Origin of the sequence: Ruania rhizosphaerae, from assembly GCF_009805705.1 — a bacterium.
GTDB lineage: Bacteria > Actinomycetota > Actinomycetes > Actinomycetales > Beutenbergiaceae > Ruania > Ruania rhizosphaerae.
On sequence record NZ_VSMB01000002.1, the window covers coordinates 191387 to 210698 of the forward strand.

Annotated in this window: 17 protein-coding genes; 9 read left to right on the top strand and 8 right to left on the bottom strand. The window is 68.1% G+C overall.

The window, feature by feature from the left end; all coding sequences use genetic code 11:
- Positions 1-69 precede the first annotated feature (69 nt).
- The 3 genes from FV560_RS04275 to FV560_RS04285 all read left to right on the top strand — a co-directional run bounded on the left by FV560_RS04275 (position 70) and on the right by FV560_RS04285 (position 3783).
- Positions 70-2538 (top strand): glycosyl hydrolase 53 family protein, encoded by a 2469-nt coding sequence (locus FV560_RS04275; RefSeq protein WP_159619729.1) that lies wholly within the window; start codon positions 70-72, stop codon positions 2536-2538.
- A gap of 194 nt (positions 2539-2732) precedes the next feature.
- On the top strand, positions 2733-3083 hold the full coding sequence (locus tag FV560_RS04280) for a hypothetical protein (RefSeq protein WP_159619731.1): 351 nt from the start codon (positions 2733-2735) through the stop codon (positions 3081-3083).
- Positions 3084-3087: 4 nt separating this feature from the next.
- Positions 3088-3783 carry a nucleotidyl transferase AbiEii/AbiGii toxin family protein gene (locus FV560_RS04285; RefSeq protein ID WP_159619733.1) on the top strand — a complete coding sequence of 232 codons (696 nt, stop codon included), beginning with the start codon at positions 3088-3090 and terminating at the stop codon, positions 3781-3783.
- A 209-nt stretch (positions 3784-3992) separates the two neighbouring features.
- Here FV560_RS04285 and FV560_RS04290 read toward each other — a convergent pair whose 3' ends face one another.
- From FV560_RS04290 to FV560_RS04325, 8 genes are all read right to left on the bottom strand, one after another.
- Positions 3993-4253 carry a helix-turn-helix domain-containing protein gene (locus FV560_RS04290; RefSeq protein ID WP_235019921.1) on the bottom strand — a complete coding sequence of 87 codons (261 nt, stop codon included), beginning with the start codon at positions 4251-4253 and terminating at the stop codon, positions 3993-3995.
- 222 nt (positions 4254-4475) lie between these two features.
- On the bottom strand, positions 4476-5744 hold the full coding sequence (locus FV560_RS04295) for an MFS transporter (protein ID WP_159619735.1): 1269 nt from the start codon (positions 5742-5744) through the stop codon (positions 4476-4478).
- On the bottom strand, positions 5741-6808 hold the full coding sequence (locus tag FV560_RS04300) for an ABC transporter ATP-binding protein (RefSeq protein ID WP_235019922.1): 1068 nt from the start codon (positions 6806-6808) through the stop codon (positions 5741-5743). Before FV560_RS04300 ends, FV560_RS04295 begins: the two co-directional genes overlap by 4 nt.
- Positions 6805-7788, bottom strand: coding sequence for an ABC transporter ATP-binding protein (locus FV560_RS04305; protein WP_159619737.1), 984 nt, complete (start codon positions 7786-7788; stop codon positions 6805-6807). The genes FV560_RS04300 and FV560_RS04305 overlap by 4 nt, the downstream gene beginning before the upstream one ends.
- A gap of 11 nt (positions 7789-7799) precedes the next feature.
- On the bottom strand, positions 7800-8660 hold the full coding sequence (locus FV560_RS04310; protein WP_159619739.1) for an ABC transporter permease: 861 nt from the start codon (positions 8658-8660) through the stop codon (positions 7800-7802).
- Entirely contained in the window at positions 8660-9919 is a 1260-nt protein-coding gene (locus tag FV560_RS04315) for an amidohydrolase family protein (RefSeq protein WP_159619741.1), read from the bottom strand. The genes FV560_RS04310 and FV560_RS04315 overlap by 1 nt, the downstream gene beginning before the upstream one ends.
- A 25-nt stretch (positions 9920-9944) precedes the next feature.
- The gene (locus FV560_RS04320; RefSeq protein WP_159619743.1) at positions 9945-10877 is read right to left on the bottom strand and encodes an ABC transporter permease; all 933 of its coding nucleotides are present in this window, start codon (positions 10875-10877) and stop codon (positions 9945-9947) included.
- Positions 10878-10880: 3 nt separating this feature from the next.
- Positions 10881-12533, bottom strand: coding sequence for an ABC transporter substrate-binding protein (locus tag FV560_RS04325; RefSeq protein ID WP_159619745.1), 1653 nt, complete (start codon positions 12531-12533; stop codon positions 10881-10883).
- A gap of 196 nt (positions 12534-12729) precedes the next feature.
- Here FV560_RS04325 and FV560_RS04330 point away from each other — a divergent pair, with 196 nt between their 5' ends.
- From FV560_RS04330 to FV560_RS04355, 6 genes are all read left to right on the top strand, one after another.
- Entirely contained in the window at positions 12730-13509 is a 780-nt protein-coding gene (locus FV560_RS04330) for a helix-turn-helix transcriptional regulator (protein ID WP_159619747.1), read from the top strand.
- On the top strand, positions 13506-14675 hold the full coding sequence (locus FV560_RS04335; RefSeq protein ID WP_159619749.1) for a MalY/PatB family protein: 1170 nt from the start codon (positions 13506-13508) through the stop codon (positions 14673-14675). Before FV560_RS04330 ends, FV560_RS04335 begins: the two co-directional genes overlap by 4 nt.
- Before the next feature lie 70 nt (positions 14676-14745).
- Positions 14746-15912, top strand: a complete 1167-nt coding sequence (locus FV560_RS04340; protein ID WP_159619760.1) for a nucleotide sugar dehydrogenase — start codon at positions 14746-14748, stop codon at positions 15910-15912.
- Between the two features lie 90 nt (positions 15913-16002).
- Positions 16003-17262: a nucleotide sugar dehydrogenase gene (locus tag FV560_RS04345; RefSeq protein WP_159619771.1), complete on the top strand. Its 1260-nt coding sequence runs from the start codon at positions 16003-16005 to the stop codon at positions 17260-17262.
- 79 nt (positions 17263-17341) lie between these two features.
- Entirely contained in the window at positions 17342-18220 is an 879-nt protein-coding gene (locus tag FV560_RS04350; RefSeq protein WP_200837527.1) for an ABC transporter permease, read from the top strand.
- Positions 18220-19299 (top strand): taurine ABC transporter substrate-binding protein, encoded by a 1080-nt coding sequence (locus FV560_RS04355; protein ID WP_159619773.1) that lies wholly within the window; start codon positions 18220-18222, stop codon positions 19297-19299. The genes FV560_RS04350 and FV560_RS04355 overlap by 1 nt, the downstream gene beginning before the upstream one ends.
- Positions 19300-19312: the final 13 nt, after the last annotated feature.

Here is a 19312-nt window from a genome sequence, read left to right on the forward strand (position 1 = left end):
AGCATGTCGAGACAGACCCTGAACGGACAACGACACCGGCGCAGGCGCCGGCGCGCAGGTGCACTTACGGTGGCGATCGGAGCCGCCGCGGCCCTGCTCGGGAGCATGATGGTCACCCCGGCGGTGGCGGACGAAAGCGAGCCGGTGCCGGCCGGCATCACCGTGCCTCAGGTCGAGGGCATGGGCGAAGACTGGATCAACGGGGTGGACGTCTCCACCGTGCTTTCCCTGGAGGAGAGCGGGGTCACCTTCCGCGACTTCGAGGGCAACGAGGCGGACCTGTTCGAGGTGCTCGCCGAGGCCGGCGTGAACTGGGTGCGGGTACGCGTGTGGAACGAGCCCTTCACCTCCGAGGACCCCTCACTCGGCTACGGCGCCGGGAACGTCGATGCCCAGCGGGCCACCGAGATCGCCAGCCGGGCCACCGATGCCGGGATGCAGGTGCTGGTGAACTTCCACTACTCCGACTTCTGGGCACACCCGGGCCAGCAGTACTCACCCCGCGCCTGGCGCGATCTGGACCTGGACGCACGCACGCAGGCGTTGCACGACTACACCGCGGACACGCTGACGATGATGCGCGAGGCGGGGGTCGCCGTCGGGATGGTGCAGATCGGGAACGAGACCTCCCGAGGCGAGATCGCCGGCGAATCCGGGTGGGGCAATACGGCGCAACTGTTCCAGGCCGGGTCCGAGGCGGTGCGGGCCACGCTCGGTGAGGACGTGAAGGTGGCGGTGCACTTCACCAATCCCGAGCGCTCGGGACAGTACGCGTCCGTGGCGGCCGAGCTGGACGCGCGCGGTGTGGACTACGACGTGTTCCTCTCCTCCTACTACCCGTTCTGGCACGGGTCGCTGGAGAACCTCACCTCGGTGCTCGATCATGTGGCCACCACCTACGACAAGGAGGTCGCCGTCGGTGAGGTCTCCTGGGCGTACACCCTGGAGGACGGTGACGGGTACCCGAACAGCATCGACAGTGAGCCGAGTCAGTATTCGGCGTCCGTCCAGGGCCAGGCGCTGGCGGTGCGGGACGTGATGCAAGCCGTGGCGGACGTCTCCGAGGGCCGCGGGCTAGGCACGTTCTACTGGGAGCCGGCGTGGCTGCCGGTGGGTCCGCCGGAGGATGCCGGCGGCGCGAACTGGGACCTGTGGCAGGAGCACGGGTCGGGCTGGGCCACCACCTACTCGCAGGAGTTCTACGACCCGGACGGTTCGCTGGGTGAGGAGTGGGCCGATGAGTACGGCGGCTCCTCCTGGGACAACCAGGCACTGTTCGCCTTCGACGGCACACCACTGGAGTCGCTGCGGGTGTATGAGTACGCGGTGACCGGTTCGGTGGCGCCGCGCGAGCTGGACGCCGTGACCAACCCGCAGCTGAGCGTGCTGGCCGGTGAGCCGATCGAGCTGCCGGGCACCGTGCAGGTCTCCTACACCGACGGCAGCAGTGAGCAGCAGGAGGTGACCTGGGCCGGGTCCACCGACTGGATCAGCGACCCGGGCACGTACACGTTCGCGGGCACCACCGAGGCTGGGCACGAGGCGGGGGCGACCGTCACTGTGCTGGCGGATCCGGGGCAGGGGCAGAACCTGCTCATCAACCCCGGTTTCGAGGACGGGGTGGATCCCTGGACCGGGACGGGCTCCGGCTACACGATCAGCTCTGGCGACGACCCGTACGAAGGTGAACGCTCCACGCACTTCTGGTCCGGTTCGGACTATGCCTTCGCGATCGAGCAGGTGGTGACCGATGTGCCACCTGGGCAGTACGTGCTCTCGGCCCGAGCCCAGGGCGGGGACGCGGGTGGGCAGGACACGCTGCAGATCGCCGCGAGCTCGGGGATCTCGACCGTCTCGGCCGACTTCACGCTCAACGGCTATCAGAACTGGCAGGAACCCCGCACCGAGGTGCTGAACGTGGGTGCCGACGGCGTGGTGACAGTCCGCGCGGATCTGACCCTCACCGCCGGTGCGTGGGGGACGCTCGATGCGTTCTCGCTCATGGCGGTGACCGAACAGGCCGAGGTGGACACCGGTGCACTGGAGGCTCTCGTGGCCGATGGTGAGGGGATCGACCGCGGCGACTACACCGAGGAGTCGGTGGCCACGCTGGATTCCGCGCTGGCGCGGGCGGCGTTCGTGCTCGGCGCACCGCAGCCGGGGCAGGGCAGCGTGGACGATGCTGCCGCTGAACTGGCCGCGGCGATCGAGGGGCTGGTCGAGGCGCCGGACTCCGGATCGAGCGATGCCGGTGCTGATGGTGCAGATGCTGATGCAGACGCCGGTGCAGGAAGCGGTGGCGACGGCAGCGGCGATGGTACGGACCCCGGAGCGGGAGACTCGGCCGGGGCGGATGACGCGGCCGGTGACGCCGACGCAACCGATACTGCCGCCGACGGCGCTGCCGGAGGTTCGGATGGGGAACTGCCTCAGACCGGCGCCAGCCTGCCGCTGACCGCGATCGCGGGACTGCTCGCCGCCGGCGCGCTGTTCCTGGTGGTGAGCAGGGTCGTCAGGGGCCGGGCCAACGCGGGCTGAGTCCAGCCGGCTGGCCTGCTGACCGGCTGACCGGCTGACCGGCTGAGTGAGTCAATCGGGCGCCCAGGCCATGCCGGCCCATCCGACGGCGATGAACCACCGTCGGCTGGGCCGGCATGTTCAGCACGCACAGCGGGCGGACCTCTGTTCCGTGCGTGGCCGCCAGGTAGGCTGGAGTGTGAAGGAGGCGGCTCATGTCTGAGGATCTGGTACAGCGCGGTTGGCGCTATTCCGACCATGTCCCGTACTCGACGCCACCCTCATTGACGTCTCTGCGCGGTCCAACATCGGGCGTGATCCGCGTACCGCACCACATCAATACGGCTCCCCAGGCCACCTATGACCTCGACGACGCCGCTGACCTGTGGGCCGCCTACAGCGCGATCGTGCGAGATGGTCACCCTGAGGACCACATCGCCTTCCTGAACCGCGAGGTCCTGCTGCGGCTGTGGCCAGACCTGAATCTGCCGCGACGATGCCGCGAGGCGTGGACCTCTGCCTTCCCGGAGTTGCGGGTACTGCCGGTCCGCGCCCTGGTCGTGTAGAGCGGTGCAGGAGTTCCACGAGCGGATCGCGCGACCCGCGCTTACAGCTGCCGCAGAGTTCGGGTTCGTGCTCGCAGGTGGTTACGCGCTGTCCGCCAATGGAATCGGGGACCGACCTTCCGAGGACGTTGACCTATTCACGAACCGGTTCGACCCGGAGACCTTCCGCTCAGCCCTCGCACGAGTATGCGACGCGCTCACCGGGGCCGGGTTCGACGTCACTGACGATCTGCGCGGGCCAACCTTCGCGGACGTGCATGTCAGGGACGCCGCGACAGGCGAGACAGTCTCGATCCAACTCGGCGTGAACTACCGGGAGTTCCCGCCAGCGCAGATCCAGATCGGTCCGGTGCTCGACGTGCGGGACGCTGTCGCGGGCAAGATGAGCGCGCTGTGGTCGCGCGGCGAAGTTCGCGACTTCATCGACATTTACTCGGTACTGGAGTCTGGGACGTTCACCCGTGAGGAGGTGCTTGCACTGGGAGACCAACAGGAAGCCACCCCGATGGACCGCCGTATGCTGGCCCAGCGCTTCCGAATGCCTCACGATGCCAGTGAGCGGGGGAAGTACGGCCCGCGCCAGTTCGCCCTGTACGGCATCGACGCGCGGGCCCGTGCCGCGCTCATCGACCGGTTCTCACGCTGGGCACGCGAGATCGATCCGTCGCCGGAACACAACGCCGTGGAGGATCGGACCTAAGCCTCCCGCAGGCGGCAGCCGAGCATGCCACCACCATCCGCCCGGCCAGAGTTCGTCCACGAGTAGCAGCAAGGTCACAGGCGGCATGGTCAGCGACAAGGGTGTGGTCTCGGAAGTGTCGCGATAGCGCAAGACATGCTGACCGTCGGCGTTCTGATCGCGATCGGCGACGTGCTCACCGTAGAGGATCACGGCCAGCCGCTGGCCCATCATGTCCCGTCCAACAGGTCGAGAAGCCCATCGTGATCGCCGCGCTGCTCGGCGACGATCGCCAGATCCAGGGAATCCAGAGTGTCGAGGACTTTCCCGAGCTCAGCCCGCTGCCCGTCCCCGGCCTCGACGGCTATCAGCCACCGTCGGCTGACACCGGCACGTTCAGCAAGTTCAGCCTGGGTGATGCCGGCCCGGATCCGGGCGCCGCGTATCGCTGCCCCGACCTGAGTGGGCGTACTGAACGGGATCCCAGCCACAATGTCACCGTACCTTCACTTTGCGGCTATGTGCAAGAGCGGTAACATTGCCGCCGATGTGCAGGTATTGTGACATTTCGGATGCGCGACTCGGCTCCGTGCGCCGATTGTTCGGACCGGGTTTCCAGGCGTGGACTCACCTTCCACTCTCGGTCGGCGCCGGGAACTCGGGTCGACAGCGGGAAACTGCGTCCGCCGGGGGCCACGCCGCACTCGACCCCGTTAGGCCACAGCCAGCGCCTTCACCCGCCCCGCCCGCAACGCGGCCACGAGCACCACCACCGCCGGCACCAGCAGCACCGCACCGGCGACATTCACCGCCGTGAACCCGCCCCAGGCGAGGATCGGCCCGGCGAGCGCGGCCGCGAGCGCCCCGGCGGCGTTCATGCCGGCGTCGGTGGCGCCCTGCAGCGGCAACCGCACGTGCCCTTCTGTCGCGGCGAGCAGCGCCGAGGCTCCGATCACGCACGCCGACCACCCCACCCCGAGCACTGTCAGGGCCACGGCGGTGAGCACTCCCCCGGCTGATTCCTGCGCGGCCACGAGCCCAAGCACGAGCGCCACCACCAGGCCCGCCATGCCCCCGGCGCCGGTGCGCACCCCGCCGAACCGGTCGGCGCACCATCCGAACACGGGGCTGAGCCCGAACATGCCGAGGATGTGCAGGCTGATCACCACGCCCACCACCGTCAGGGACATGCCGTGGTGAGCCAGGTGCACCGGGGTCATCACCATGACCATCACCATTACCGAGTGGGCGCAGGCCGTGAGCACGACGGCGTAGCGCGCCACGGCATGCCGGCCTGCCCAGCGCAGGGAGGCCAGGGTGCCGACCGGTTCGCTCGCGGGTTCCGGCTCGCTGGTGAGGTCTGCAGCCGGGGCGGGCTGCGCCGTCGGCAATCGCGGGTAGAACAGGGCGATCACGGTGCCGGCGAGCGCGAAGGCGACCAGGGAGAACAGGTACGGGCCCGCGAGGGAGGGCAGGCCGGCGGCGATCCCGGCGGCGTTGCCCGGGTCGGTGAGGTTCGGTCCGGCGACCGAGCCGATGGTGGTGGCCCAGATGACGATCGCCATGGTGCGCCCGCGGGTGGCGGCGGTGGCGTTCTCGCCAGCGGCGTAGCGGGACTGCAGGTTGACCGCCTGCGCCACCCCGAACAGGCCCAGGCCTGCCAGGAGCACGATCAACTGATTCACGACGGCGGCCGTCAGGATGGTCAGGGCCCCCGCCGTGGCGAGGGCGTACCCGAGGGCGAGGGACCGCCGCCTGCCGGCCCGGGCTGCCAGGCGCGCCAGCGGAACTGCCGCGATCGCCGCACCGAGGACGCTCGCGGCCTGGCCGAGGCCGGCCACCGACGTCCCGCCGAGGCGTTCGGCGAGCAGCCCGCCGACGGCTACCCCAGAGGCCACGCCGACGCCGCCGAGCAGGTTGCTGGCGATGAGCACGCCGACCGCGCGGCGGGAGGTGCTGGCGGGGGCCGGTGGTGCACTCATGCGGCCATCTTCTCGCGCTCGCCGGGGAAATGGCACTCCACCTCGTGCCCACCACCGAGCGGCACCAGCGGCGGCGCCTCGGCGGCGCACACCTCGCGTGCGATCGGGCATCGGGTGCGGAAGCGGCATCCCGAGGGAAGGTTCATCGGTGAGGGCGGCTCGCCCTGCAGCACGATCCGTTCCCGGCGCGCGGCCGGGTCAGGATCGGGTGAGGCGGCCAGCAGTGCACGCGTGTAGGGGTGCTGCGGGTTGGCGAACAGGGTCTCGGTGGGGGCCACCTCGACCAGCCTGCCCAGGTACATGACGCCGACGCGGTGCGCCACGTGCCGCACGATCGGCAGGCCGTGGGCGATGAACAGGTAGGACAGGCCGAGCCGTTCCCGCAGGTCCATGAGCAGGTTGGTGATCTGTGCCTGCACGGAGACGTCCAGGGCGGAGACCGCCTCATCAGCCAGCACCAAGGAGGGGTTGAGGGCGATGGCGCGGGCGATGCCGACTCGCTGGCGCTGCCCGCCCGAGAGAGTGCGTGGGCGGGCGTGGGCCCGTGACGGGTCGAGACCGACCGCCCGCAGGAGCTCGTCGACGCGATCCTGCAGCGACGATCCACTCAGATTCTCGAACACTCGCAGCGGCTCGGCGATGATCTCGCCGATGCGCATGCGTGGGTTCAGCGAACCGAGCGGGTCCTGGAACACGACCTGCATGTCCCGCCGAGCCCGCCGCAACTCCGGTCTGCGCAGCTGCGAGAGGATCCGCCCGTCGAATTCCACCTCGCCGCTGGTGGGTTCGGTGAGGCCGACCGCCAGCCGTCCCAGCGTCGACTTCCCCGAGCCGGACTCCCCAACGAGGCCGAAAGTCTCTCCACGGGCCATGCTCACGGCGACGTCGTCGACGGCCCGCAGGGTGCTGCGTGGCGCGAACGGGCCGGGGGCCTGCGCCACCCGGAACTCCTTGGTGACCCCGTGCAGGGTCACGATGGGGTCCTCGGCCGTGGTCATCGGGCGGCTGGGCGCCTTGCGTCCAGCGGACTTCGCGTGCCCAGCGGGCACCATGGGCGTCGTCATACGGACTCCTCCACGAGTGGGTGCCAACAGGCCACGGCACCGCCGGTCAAGGGAACGAACGCGGGGCTCTGCTCGCTGCACTCCGCTGCCGCGCGAGGGCAGCGGGGGTGGAATGCGCACCCGTCCGGAACCCGGCTCGGGTCGGGCACCGAGCCACCGATGGTGGGCAGCATCTGCGGCCTCGGGCCGCGCATCGGGGGGATGGACCCCAGCAGACCGGCGGTGTAGGGGTGGGCCGGGTGGGCGAGCACCTCCTGCGGCGGTGCGGTCTCGACCACGCGGCCGGAGTACATCACCACGATCCGGTCGGCCAGTTCGGCGGCGACACCCATGTCGTGGGTGACGAGCAGCACCGCCATGCCCTCCTCAGTGCGCAGCCGGTCGATGAGCTCGAGGATCTGTGCCTGGATCGTGACGTCCAGCGCCGTGGTCGGTTCGTCGGCGATCAGCAACCGGGGGCGGGCGAGCAGCGCCATGGCGATCATCACCCGCTGGCACATCCCGCCGGAGAGCTCGTGCGGGTGACTGCGGAGCACGCGATCGCCGTCGTGGATGCCCACCTCGGCCAGGCACTCGCGCAGCCGGGCGCGCTCAGCGGTCCGGGAGAGGCGTTCCCGCCGGCGCAGCGCCTCCCGCAGTTGGAACTCCACCCCGAAGACGGGATCGAGGCTGCTCAACGGTTCCTGGAAGACCATCGCCAGCTCGCGCCCGCGCAGGCGCCGCATCTGCACCGGCGGGAGTGCGAACAGGTCCGTGCCGTCGAAGGAGGCGGTGCCGCTGACTCGCATTGCCGCATCGAGCTGGGTCAGTCCCATGATGGTGCGGGCCGTGACGGACTTGCCGGATCCGGATTCGCCGACCAGGCACACGATCTCCCCGCGCCCCACCTCCAGCGTCGCCTCGCGCACCAGCGGGATCGTGGTGCTGCCGCGATCGAGCTCGACCCGGACGCCGTTCAGGCGCAGCAGGGTGTCGGTCATCGTCATCTCCTTCAGTCCGAGTCCATACGATCGCGCAGCCAGTCCCCGACGAGGCTGACGGCGATCACGGTGAGGGTCAGGACCACGCCGGGGAAGGTGGAGATCCACCACGCGCTGGCGAGGTAGGGCTGGCCCATCGAGAGCAGCTGGCCCCAGTCGGGCACGTCGGAACGCACGCCCAGCCCGAGGAAGCTGAGCGAGGCGGCGGCCACGATGGAGGTGCCGACGGTGACGGTGGCCAGGACGGCGCTCGGCGCCAGTGCATTGGGCAGGACGTGACACACGATGATGCGCCCCGAGCCGAATCCCATCGAACGGGCTGCTTCGACGTAGAGCCGCGAGCGGACGCTGAGCACCTGCCCGCGCATCACGCGGGCGAAGCCGGGTGCTGCCGAGATGCCGACGGCGATGATCAGGTTGGTGGTGGAGGCGCCGAGCCCGCTGGCGATCACGAGGGCGAGGAGCACGCCGGGGAAGCACATGAGCATGTCGACGACGCGGCCCACGAGCATGTCCACCCACCCGCCGAGGTATCCGGCGAGCAGGCCGAACCATCCGCCGAGCACGAGCCCGAGCGCTGTGGCCGCGAGCCCGATGACCAGCGCTGTGCGGGCCCCGTGCACCAGCAACGTCAGGACCGACCGGCCGTAGTGGTCGGTTCCGAGCAGTGCCTGCTCACCGGGCGCGGTCAGCACCTGGGAGGGGTCCAGCGCCGCAGGATCTCCGGGGCCGAGCAGGCCAGGGATGAGGGCGGCAGCGGCCACGATGGCCAACCAGACCACGGCGACGGCGAACGTCACCCGTGAGGTGGACAGCCGCGGCATCCGCAGCCGCAGCGGTGAGCGGGCCGGTGCGGCCAGCGCGGTGGCCATCACACACCAGCCGTGGCGGATTCGTGGGCCTCGATGATGCGCCGCAGCATGTCCGGCAGGTCGTCGACGTCCAGCGGGAGGATCTCCGGTACCGGGTCCGGGGTGAAGGGCACACCCCGCGTCATCACGTACTCCAGTTCGTGCAGGGCGCCGAGGTCGGCAGTCGGGTCGGCTGGGACCGCGATGAGGTCCGCTTCGAGCCCGGGGGCCAGCGACCCGGTGCTCGATCCCACTCCGAGCACGTCTGCCGCGGTGACGGTCGCTGCGCGGAGCACGTCCAGGCGGGACATGCCCAGCTCGTGCATCGCCTCCAGGGCGTGAACGAAGCCGTAGTGCGGGTTGTGGTCGATCCCGGCGTCGGTGGAGGCCACGATGGTGGCGCCGCGCTGGTACAGCTCGGCGAGCGCAGAGGTGCGCGGGGGCAGCAGCCGCTGGAACTCGAGCACCCGGGCCGAGCAGGTGGGTGAGACCGCCACCGGCGCGACGGCGATCGCGTCGGCGAGGGCCGGGTCGAAGCCGTCGGTGCCGTCGGCGGTCTGGAAGGAGCAGTGCTCGAGCGTGTCGACGCCGGCCGCGAGCGCACGCCGGATGCCCTCGACTCCGTGTGCGTGGGCGGCCACCTTCTTCCCGAGCCGGTGGGCCTCGGAGACCACGGCGGCGAGTTCCTCGGCGGTGAACTGGGCATGCCACGGCGCCGACCCCGGCGTCATGTTGCCGCCGGTGGACATGATCTTGATGCAGTCCACGCCGGCTTTGTGCAGGCGCCGCACGGCCATCCGCAGCTCCTGCTCGCTGTCGGCCTCGCCGCCCATGAACCAGCAGTGGCCGCCGGTCACGGTCAGCGCCGGTCCCGCCACGAGCATGCGCGGGCCGCGGGCGGTGCCGTCGGCGATGGCATCGCGGACGGTGACGGCGAGCAGGTCCCGGGCGCCGAGATCGCGGGCGGTGGTCACCCCGACGCTGAGGAGCTCGCGGGCGCTGCGGAGCATCAGCGCCACCTGCGCGGCGTCGTTCTCGGCGCGCATGCGCTCCACGGGGTGGGGTCCGCCGTCGAAGGCGAGATGGACGTGGGCGTCGATGAGGCCGGGAAGCACGGTGGATGCGCCCAGATCGACCGTCTCCTGCTCGCGGTACTCGGGCGGGATCTGGGTACGGGGCCCGACCCAGGCGATCATGGTGCCCTCGATCACCAGGGCGGCATCGTCGAGGGGTTCGAGTGCGGGGCCGGCGAGTACCCGGCCGGCAGTAAGCAGCGGCATGGCAGTGTCCCTTCAGCGAGTCTCTTCAGCGAGCCACGGTGGCGCGCACACGTGGGTCGATGGCCGAGTAGGAGATGTCGACGACGATGTTGATCGCGACGTAGATGACGGCGATGACGAGCACGACCCCCTGGATGACGGGGTAGTCCTGACCGTTGATCGCCTGGACGAGCGTCTGGCCGATGCCCTGACGGGTGAAGACGGTCTCGACGATCACCGATCCGGCCACGAGCGCGCCGAGCTGGATGCCGACGACCGTCACCGTCGGGATGACGGCGTTGCGCAGGACGTGCACGGCGACGACCGTGCGAGCCCGCAGCCCTTTCGCGTGCAGAGCCGTGACGTAGTTCTCGCCGAGCACTTCGAGCACGCTGTTGCGCACGATCCTGGTGACCGTGCCGGCGGCGGAGAGGCCGAGCGTCACGGCCGGCAGGATCAGGTGGGCGAGGCTGCCGGTGCCGGTGGCCGGGAACCAGCCGAGGCCGAAGGCGAAGGCCATGATCAGCAGCAGGCCGAGCCAGAACGAGGGCATCGCCGTGTTGACCAGGCTCAGCACCCGGATGCCGGCATCGAGCCACCCGTCCCGGCGGATCGCTGCGAGCGAGCCGAGCACGATGCCGGCGACGGCCGAGATCACCGCGGCCGCACCGGCCAGTTGGAGGGTGTGACCGATCTGCTGACTGATCATCACCCCCACCGGCTGGCGGGTGGCGTAGGAGGTTCCCAGGTCGAGGGTGAGGACGTCACCCATGAACATCAGGAACTGCTCGCCCACCGGGCGGTCGAGGCCGAACTGCGCCTCGAGCGCCGCGATGGTCTCCGGTGTGGCCTCGGCTCCCCCGAGCATGGCCGCGGTCGGGTCGCCGGGCAGCAGGCGCAAGGTGATGAACAGGATCACCATCACACCGAGCAGCGTCGGGACGGCTGCCAGCAGGCGGGTGAGGACGACGTGCACCATGGCTCAGTTCCCGGTCAGGTAGGCGTCGTAGAAGATCGGGTAGCCCTCGGCGTCGAACCGCAGACCGGTCAGTCCGTTGGTGGCCAGGGTGTAGGTGGGCACGTAGATGGCGATCGAGCGGGCGTTCTCGACCACGTCCGCCTGAAGCTCGGCCACGACGGCGTCACGTTCGGGCCCGTAGGTGAGTTGCTGACTCTGCGCGGCCAGGTCGGTGACGCTCTGCTCGTCGGTGTGGCTCATGTTGAAGCCGGTCTGACCCGGCACGGGGATGAACCGGGGGTCGTACATCTGGTAGAGGACGTTCGGGTCGACAGCCACCAGTGACAGGCCGGCGATGTCGTACTCGCCTTCCTGCAGCACCGTCTGCAGTTCGGCGGTGGCCGCGAAGGTCACCTCGACATCGAAGCCGACGGCTTCGAGGTTCGCCTCGAAGAAGGTGGCCAGGTCTTGGCGCTTCTCCCGGTTCGGGCTGCCCTCGATGTAGCGGATGGTGAGCTCCTCACCGTCGCGGGTACGGACCCCGTCGGGCCCTTCGACCCAGCCGGCGCTTTCGAGCAGACTGGCGGCTTCGTCGGCGTCGAAACTGAACGCGTTCTCGACCGCGGGGTCGTAGCCGATGGTGGTGGGGGCCAGGGGCCCCCAGGCGCGCTCGTAGGCACCGAAGTAGAGGGCCTCGACGGCGGAGTCGATGTCGAGTGCGGCACGTGCCGCCTGCCGTACGGCCACGTCGGCGAAGATGCCGTCGGCGTTGAGGTGCAGTTGGTAGGGCGCACCGGACTGCTGTTGCGCGGTGACGACGAGGCTGGTGTCTGCCTCGACGGCGGCGATTTCAGTCTCCGGCACGTTGCCGATGCCCTGGACGTCCCCGCTGCGCAGCGACCCCATCCGCACGGTCGCGTCGCTGATGATCTGGAACGTGAGTTCCTCGAGGTGGGCAGGTCCTTCATGGTCGGCGTTACCGGGAGCCCAGGCATAGTCCTCGTTGCGGACGAGTTCGATCCGGTCCTGCGGGGTGTAGGAGACGAACTCGAACGGTCCCGACCCGGTGGGCTCGATGAGGTAGTCGGCCGGGTCTGCCTCGGCTGCGGCGGTCGGTGAGTTCATCCCGAGGAACGGCGAGGTGAGGTTGTTCAGGAACGGTGCGAAGGGTGCCGACATCTGTACCTGGGCGGTGAACTCCTCGACCACGGAGCACGAGTCGTAGGGCCCGACCAGGCCGATCGCGTAGATGGAGCCCACGTCAGGATCGACGATGCGGTCGAGGTTGAAGCACAGCGCCTCAGCGTCGAAGGGGGTGTCGTCCCAGAAGGTGACGTCCTCCCGGAGCGTGAAGTCGTAGGTGAGTCCGTCCTCGCTGACCGACCACTCGGTGGCCAACCAGGGCTGGAGCTCGCCGTCGGCATCGAGATAGAGCAGGGAGTCGAACATCTGCCGCAGCACGCGCGCATCCTGCGCGGCCGGGGTGACGTTCGGATCGAAACCATAGAAGGGGGAGTCGACGGCGAAGGTGGCCGCACCTCCCGACGTCGGGCTGGCCTCGACGGCTGCGTCCGTCTCGGCGTCCGCCCCTCCCCCGCACGCGGCAAGCGTCAGGGCCGTGAGGCCCGCACCGATCGCGGCCGCGGCGTGCGGGGAACGAATCGCTGTACTGGTCATGGGGTCTCCTTGGGAGTGGGGCTGGCCGGTCGCGTCCCGGGCGGACACTTCGACCTTGTGTGGGACGCTACAAATGCCAGTTGATGCCCACAAGGATTTGTTGAAGAATGCAACGGGATGTTGACATGGACGAAACATTCCGGAGTCAGGGTGAGAGTCGGGGGCAGTGGCCCCCTGTCGCGAGGGAAGGCGCAAGATGGCTGATCGAGACGAGAGCGCAGTGGTCGACGAGGTCGCTCCCGGCGCCACGAGGACTGCCGTGAGGGCGAGCGAGCGCGAGCGGTTGCTCGCCGTCTTCACGGCACTGGTGGAGCCGCTGGGGCAAGCGCTGCCCGAGTCGACCGAGGTGGTGCTGCACGATCTGGCCCAGTTGCCGGACTCGATCGTTGCGGTGCACGGCAATGTCACCGGTCGGCGTATCGGGGATCCTGCAACCGATCTGCTCCTGCAACGGATGACGGCGGGAGAGCTGGACCACGCCGTCGGGTATCAGACCACACTGCCGGACGGGCGCTCCATGCGCTCGACCACGATGATCATCAAGGATTCCGCCGGCACCCCGGTGGCGGCCCTGTGCCTGAACTCGGATCTGTCGGTCTGGCAGTCCCTGCACCGCATCACGGCACAGATGATCGGGCTGGATCCGGGGGCCGAGACCGAGCCACCGGACCAGTCACCGGACGCGACGGCAGATGGGCCAACCGAGGTCTTCGCCCGCGACGTGGACGAGCTTGCCGCGCACCTGATCCATCAGGCGATCCTCGAGCAGCAGGTGCCGGTGGACCTCATGCGCAAGGAGCACAAACTGGCGGTGGTGCGCTCACTCCAGGCGCGCGGGATGTTCCTGTTGCGGGACGCCGTCGAGATGATCGCCGCCTCCCTCGGGGTGACGCGCTTCACGATCTACAACTACCTCAACGAGATCGCCGACGAACCCGGCAGCAACGGGTCGCGGCGGAAGGGATCCGAACGATGACTCAGACCTTCGACGACGTCACCATGGAGCAGCTACGTGCGGTGGGCGGGGTGAAATGGACCGCTTTCGAGGGCAAGATCGGGGCCTTCGTGGCCGAGATGGACTTCGGGATCGCTCCCCCGATCACGCAGGCGCTGCACGCCGCAGTCGACGTCGGTTCGTTCGGGTACCTGCCGGCGGCGACCGCGGCGGCAATGTCCCAGGCGTATGCCGAGTGGGCGCAGACCCGCTACCAGTGGTCCGTCGACCCTGCAGACGTCCACCCCGTGGCCGATGTGATCGCCGGGCTCGAAGCGGCGATCGACCACTTCAGCGCCCCCGGCTCGGCCGTGGTGCTCCCCACACCCGCCTACATGCCCTTCCTGTCCGTGCCTCTGGCCCACGGACGGCGCATCATCCAGGTGCCGCTGGCACATGAGGGTGAGCGGTATGTGTACGACCTGGACGCCCTCGATGCGGCGTTCGCCGACGGCGGTGGGTTGCTGGTGCTGTGCAATCCTCACAACCCGATCGGCCGGGTGCTCGAGACCGAGGAGATGGCGGCCATCAGCGAGGTGGTGGAGCGCCACGGTGGGCGGGTGTTCTCCGACGAGATCCACGCACCACTCGTCTTCCCCGGGCACCGCCATGTGCCCTACGCCTCGGTGAACGAGGCGGCCGCGAACCACACGCTGACCGCAACCTCGGCATCGAAGGCCTGGAATCTGCCGGGAATGAAGTGTGCCCAGGTGGTGCTCTCCGGTGACGCCGATCGAGAGATCTGGCGCTCGAAGGGCATGATGCTCGAGCACGGCGCAGCCAACCTGGGCGTGATCGCGAACACGGCGGCGTACTCGGCCGGTGGGCAGTGGCTGGAGGAGGTGCTCACCTACCTTGACGGCAATCGCCGGCGCCTGGCCGAGCTCGTGGCCGAGCACCTGCCTGGGGTGCGGTACACCCCACCTGAGGGAACCTACCTGGCCTGGCTGGACTTCCGGGAGGTCGAGTTGCCCGAGAGCGCCGCGAGCCCGACGGCGTTCCTCGCCTCCCGAGCCGACGTCGCCACCACCGATGGCGCCATGTGCGGGGACGCTGGCCAGGGATTCGTGCGCTACAACTTCGCCACGCCGCGGCCGATCATGGAGGAGACGATCGCGGCGATGGGGCGGGCGCTGCCTGGCGCCTAGCATGGCGCCGCGACGGTGCGAGGCATCGTAGGCTGCTGCTGTCAGACCTTCGGCCTCGAGGAGCCATGAAGTGAAGATCGCCGTTGTCGGAACTGGGTATGTGGGACTGTCCATCGGCGCGCTGCTGGCGCAGCATCACGAGGTGGTGGCGCTCGACATCGACTCTGCTCGGGTCGACCTCGTCAATGCGGGTAGTTCCCCCATCGTGGATGCCGAGTTGGAAGAGTACCTGGGCTCGGGCCGCTTGACCCTTCGGGCGACGCTCGATCAGGCCGAGGCCTATGAGGGTGCAGAGTTCGTGGTGGTGGCCACACCGACCAACTACGACGAGGAGACCAACTCCTTCGACACCTCGACGGTGGAGTCGGTGATCGCGGGCGTCGAGCGGGTGAACCCGGCGGCCGTCGTGGTGGTGAAGTCGACGATTCCAGTGGGCTACATCGAGCGGCTGCGGGAGGACCACGCGGGACTACATGTCCTGTTCTCTCCCGAGTTCCTTCGGGAGGGGCGGGCACTGGCTGACAACCTGCACCCGACCCGGATCGTGGTGGGCGACCGGAGCGAGGCCGGCCGGAGATTCGCGGACCTGCTGCTGGAGGGGTCGTTGGACAAGGACGTCCCGGTGCTACTCACGGACCCGACCGAGGCGGAGGCGATCAAGCTGTTCGCCAACACCTTCCTCGCGTTGCGGGTGGCGTACTTCAACGAGCTCGACACCTTCGCCTCCACTCACGGCCTGAACCCGGAGCAGATCATCCAGGGAGTCGGCCTGGACCCCCGGATCGGCACCCACTACAACAACCCCTCCTTCGGTTACGGCGGCTACTGCCTACCCAAGGACACCAGGCAGCTACTGGCGAACTACCAGGACGTGCCGCAGAACCTCATTCGCGCGGTAGTCGACGCCAACACCACCCGCAAGGACTTCATCGCCGCCGATGTACTCCGCCGCGATCCCGAAGTGGTGGGCGTCTACCGGCTCGTGATGAAGGCGGGCTCGGACAACTTCCGCACCTCCGCGATCCAAGGGATCATGAAGCGGATCAAAGCCAAGGGGGTCGAGATGATCGTGTACGAGCCGAACCTCGAGGAGGAGCACTTCTTCCGCTCTCCGGTGGTGCGGAGCCTGGACGAGTTCAAGGCGCGGGCAGACCTGATCCTGTCCAACCGACTGCACCAGGATCTCGATGATGTTCCGCACAAGGTGTACACGAGAGATCTGTTCGGTCGCGACTGACTGCAGCACGGGTAGTAGATCACTCGTGGGACCGACCGGACGTATGCTGGCATCGCGCCGATGGCGCCCGCTAGGCGAGAAGGAGCACACGTGAGCGCAGATGTCGTCATCGTTGGAATGGGCTACGTCGGCCTGCCGCTGGCGCAGGAGGCCGCGCTGCAGGGGCTGTCTGTGGTTGGCTTCGACATCAACCCGAGCGTGGTGGAAGGGCTGAACGCGGGACATTCCCACATCGACGATCTCAGCGACGACGACATCCAGGCGATGCTCAGCGCTGGATTCCGAGCGAGCGCGGACGATTCCGTCCTCGCCGAAGCGAGTACGGCCATCGTCTGTGTGCCCACGCCACTCGCCCGTGACGGTGCGCCGGACCTAGGCGCGGTGACCGGAGCCGTGAGCACGATCGCGCGGCATCTTCGGTCAGGAATGTTGGTTGTGCTGGAGTCGACCACATGGCCGGGCACCACCGAGGAGATCGTCCGGCCAGTACTCGAAGAAGGCGGGATGATCGTCGGCACTGACGTATTCCTCGCGTTCTCACCCGAGCGCATCGATCCAGGCAATGCGACCTACGGAGTCCGGAACACACCCAAGGTGGTCGGCGGTGTCACGCCGGCGTGTACCGAGCGTGCCACAGCGTTCTACCAGCGGTTCATCGACACGGTGGTGCCGGCGAAGGGCAGCAGGGAAGCTGAGACGGCCAAGCTGCTGGAGAACACGTACCGGCACATCAACATTGCTCTCGTCAACGAGATGGCCCGGTTCTGCCACGAACTCGGGATCGATCTGTGGAACGTAATCGACCTGGCAGCAACGAAGCCCTTCGGCTTCCAGGCCTTCTACCCGGGCCCCGGCGTGGGTGGTCATTGCATCCCGATCGACCCGAATTACCTGAGCTACACCGTCCGCACACGGCTCGGCTATCCATTCCGGTTCGTCGAACTGGCTCAGGAGGTCAACTCCAGCATGCCAGCATACGTGGCACGCCGAGCCCAGGACATTCTGAACGAAGACGCGAAGGCACTGCGCGGCTCACACATCCTGCTGCTTGGCGTGACATACAAGCGCAACATCGCCGATCAGCGGGAGTCCCCCGCCGTACCACTGGCGGAGTATCTGCGCGAGTGGGGCGCTGAGGTGAGCTATCACGACCCGAACGTACCCACCTGGAACCTGCCCGACGGGCCGCTGGAACGAGTCGCGAACCTAGACCATGCCGTGAAATCCGCCGACCTGGTGATCCTGGTGCAGAACCACGATGCCTATGACGTCGAAGCGCTGGCTGGACGCGCACAGTCATTCTTCGATACGCGTGGGGTCACGACGTCCTCCGGTGTGAATCGCCTCTAGTCCAGCCGGAGATGATCGGACAGACGCTGGACACGCATCGAAACGCATCGCGAAGCGACATGACAGGTAGCATCCACCCGTGAACTCCACCCACCATGAGCAAGAGGAGACCAGCCAGGTTGGCCTACGCCACCGGCGGTCGATACGGCTCGGGCGCTGGCGCAGATTAGGACTGCAGCTCGCCTCGCTCGTGGCCGCAGTAGCGCTGTGGTGGGCTGTGACCGCTCTGAACTGGGTAGACCCACTGTACCTACCCTCGCCAGGATCGGTCCTGGACGCGCTCGTGCGATCCAACTCGTGCTACCCGGCGAGTGAAAGTAGCTCTCGAATCCTGTGCGGCGAACAGGGCTACTTCATGTGGGAACACCTGCTCGCCTCGTTCCGTCGCATCGGTGTCGGCGTCGGCTGCGCGATCGTGCTCGGTCCACTCGTCGGCTTCTTGATGGGGCGTAGCCGGTGGGTGAACTCATTGACCGAGCCCTACCTGAACTTCCTGCGGGCTCTGCCCCCGCTGGGATACATCGGGCTCCTCATCGTCTGGTTCGGCATCGGTGACCTGTCCAAGTACTGGTTGCTCTTCCTCGCCGCGTTCCCACCCATCGCGATCTCCACGATCAACGGGATGCGCGGAATTCGCGCGGACCGGATTCAGGCGGCGGAGTCCATGGGCGCGAACTCTTGGCAGATCACCACGCACGTCATCCTGCCCTCAACACTGCCCGACATCCTGTCCGGCATCCGTATCGCCACAGGCTTCGCGTGGACGACCGTGGTAGCGGCCGAGCTCAACAATGGCATCCCCGGTATCGGCGGATTGGCTTACGTCTCCGGTACGCAGCTGCAGACAGCACTGACGATCGCCTGCATCATGGTGATCGGACTGTGCGCCGTCGCACTCGACACGGCGCTGAAGTACCTTGCACAACTACTGGTTCCCTGGCACGGAAAGGCCTCCTGATGTTCACACTCCGACATGCCCGCGCGTCTCGCAGTTCCGGTGCCGCGCTCGTCGCGGCGGCTGCGCTGACCCTGGCTGCGTGCTCCACCGCTGAGGAGGCACAAGACCAGTCCGATGGGACAGCGGGTGCGGATGAATGCCCAGTAGCCGTGAACGAAGACGTCACGGCTTCGATCCAGATCGCCTACCAACTCATCCCGAACGGTGATCTGGTGGTCCGAGACAACGGCTGGCTCGAAACCTGCCTACCCAACGCCACTATCGAATGGAGCCAGTTCGCGTCCGGGGCGGAGGTCGTGCAAGCGTTCGGATCGGGCACGATCGATATCGGCCTGGTGGGATCGAGCCCGGCCGTGAAGTTGATCTCTCCACCGCTCAACATCGACGCGCAGGTGATCTGGATCCACGACGTGATCGGCGATGCCGAGTCCCTGGTGGCCCTCGATGCCGTCGAGAGCATCGATGAACTGGCAGGCGCCACCATTGCGGTCCCGTACGGCTCGACCGCCCACTTCTCCCTGCTCAATGCCTTGGACGAAGCCAGTCTCGGAACTGACGACGTCGACCTCATCAACCTCTCCCCCGACGCAATGCTCGCCGCCTGGGAACGCGAAGAGATCGACGCAGCCTGGGTGTGGAACCCGACATTGGAGGAGCTGCTGGAGAACGGGACGCTGGTGATGTCCAGCGAGGACACCGCCGCCTCCGGCACCGCTACCTTCGATCTCGCCGCCGGCACAACTGAGTTCATTGATGCCAACCCGGAGTTCATGGAGACTTGGACCGCTCTTCAGAACCACGCTGTCCAGACGATCCAGGACGATCCCGACGCCGCTGCCGAAGCTATCGGTGCACAGCTGGGCGTGAGCCCGGAGGAAGCCACAGAACTCATGGAAGGCTACGTCTACCTTCCGGCGAGTGAGCAGGCTGGGGAAGACTACTTCGGCGGAGCGATGGCGGAGACCCTCGATCTCACAGCCGAGTTCCTCCTCAGTCAGCAGGAGATCGACGACATCGCCTCGTCCGAACACTACGCCTCCGCTGTCTACACCGACGCGATCGCCGGCGTTGGCGAATGACTCTCGCCCTCGA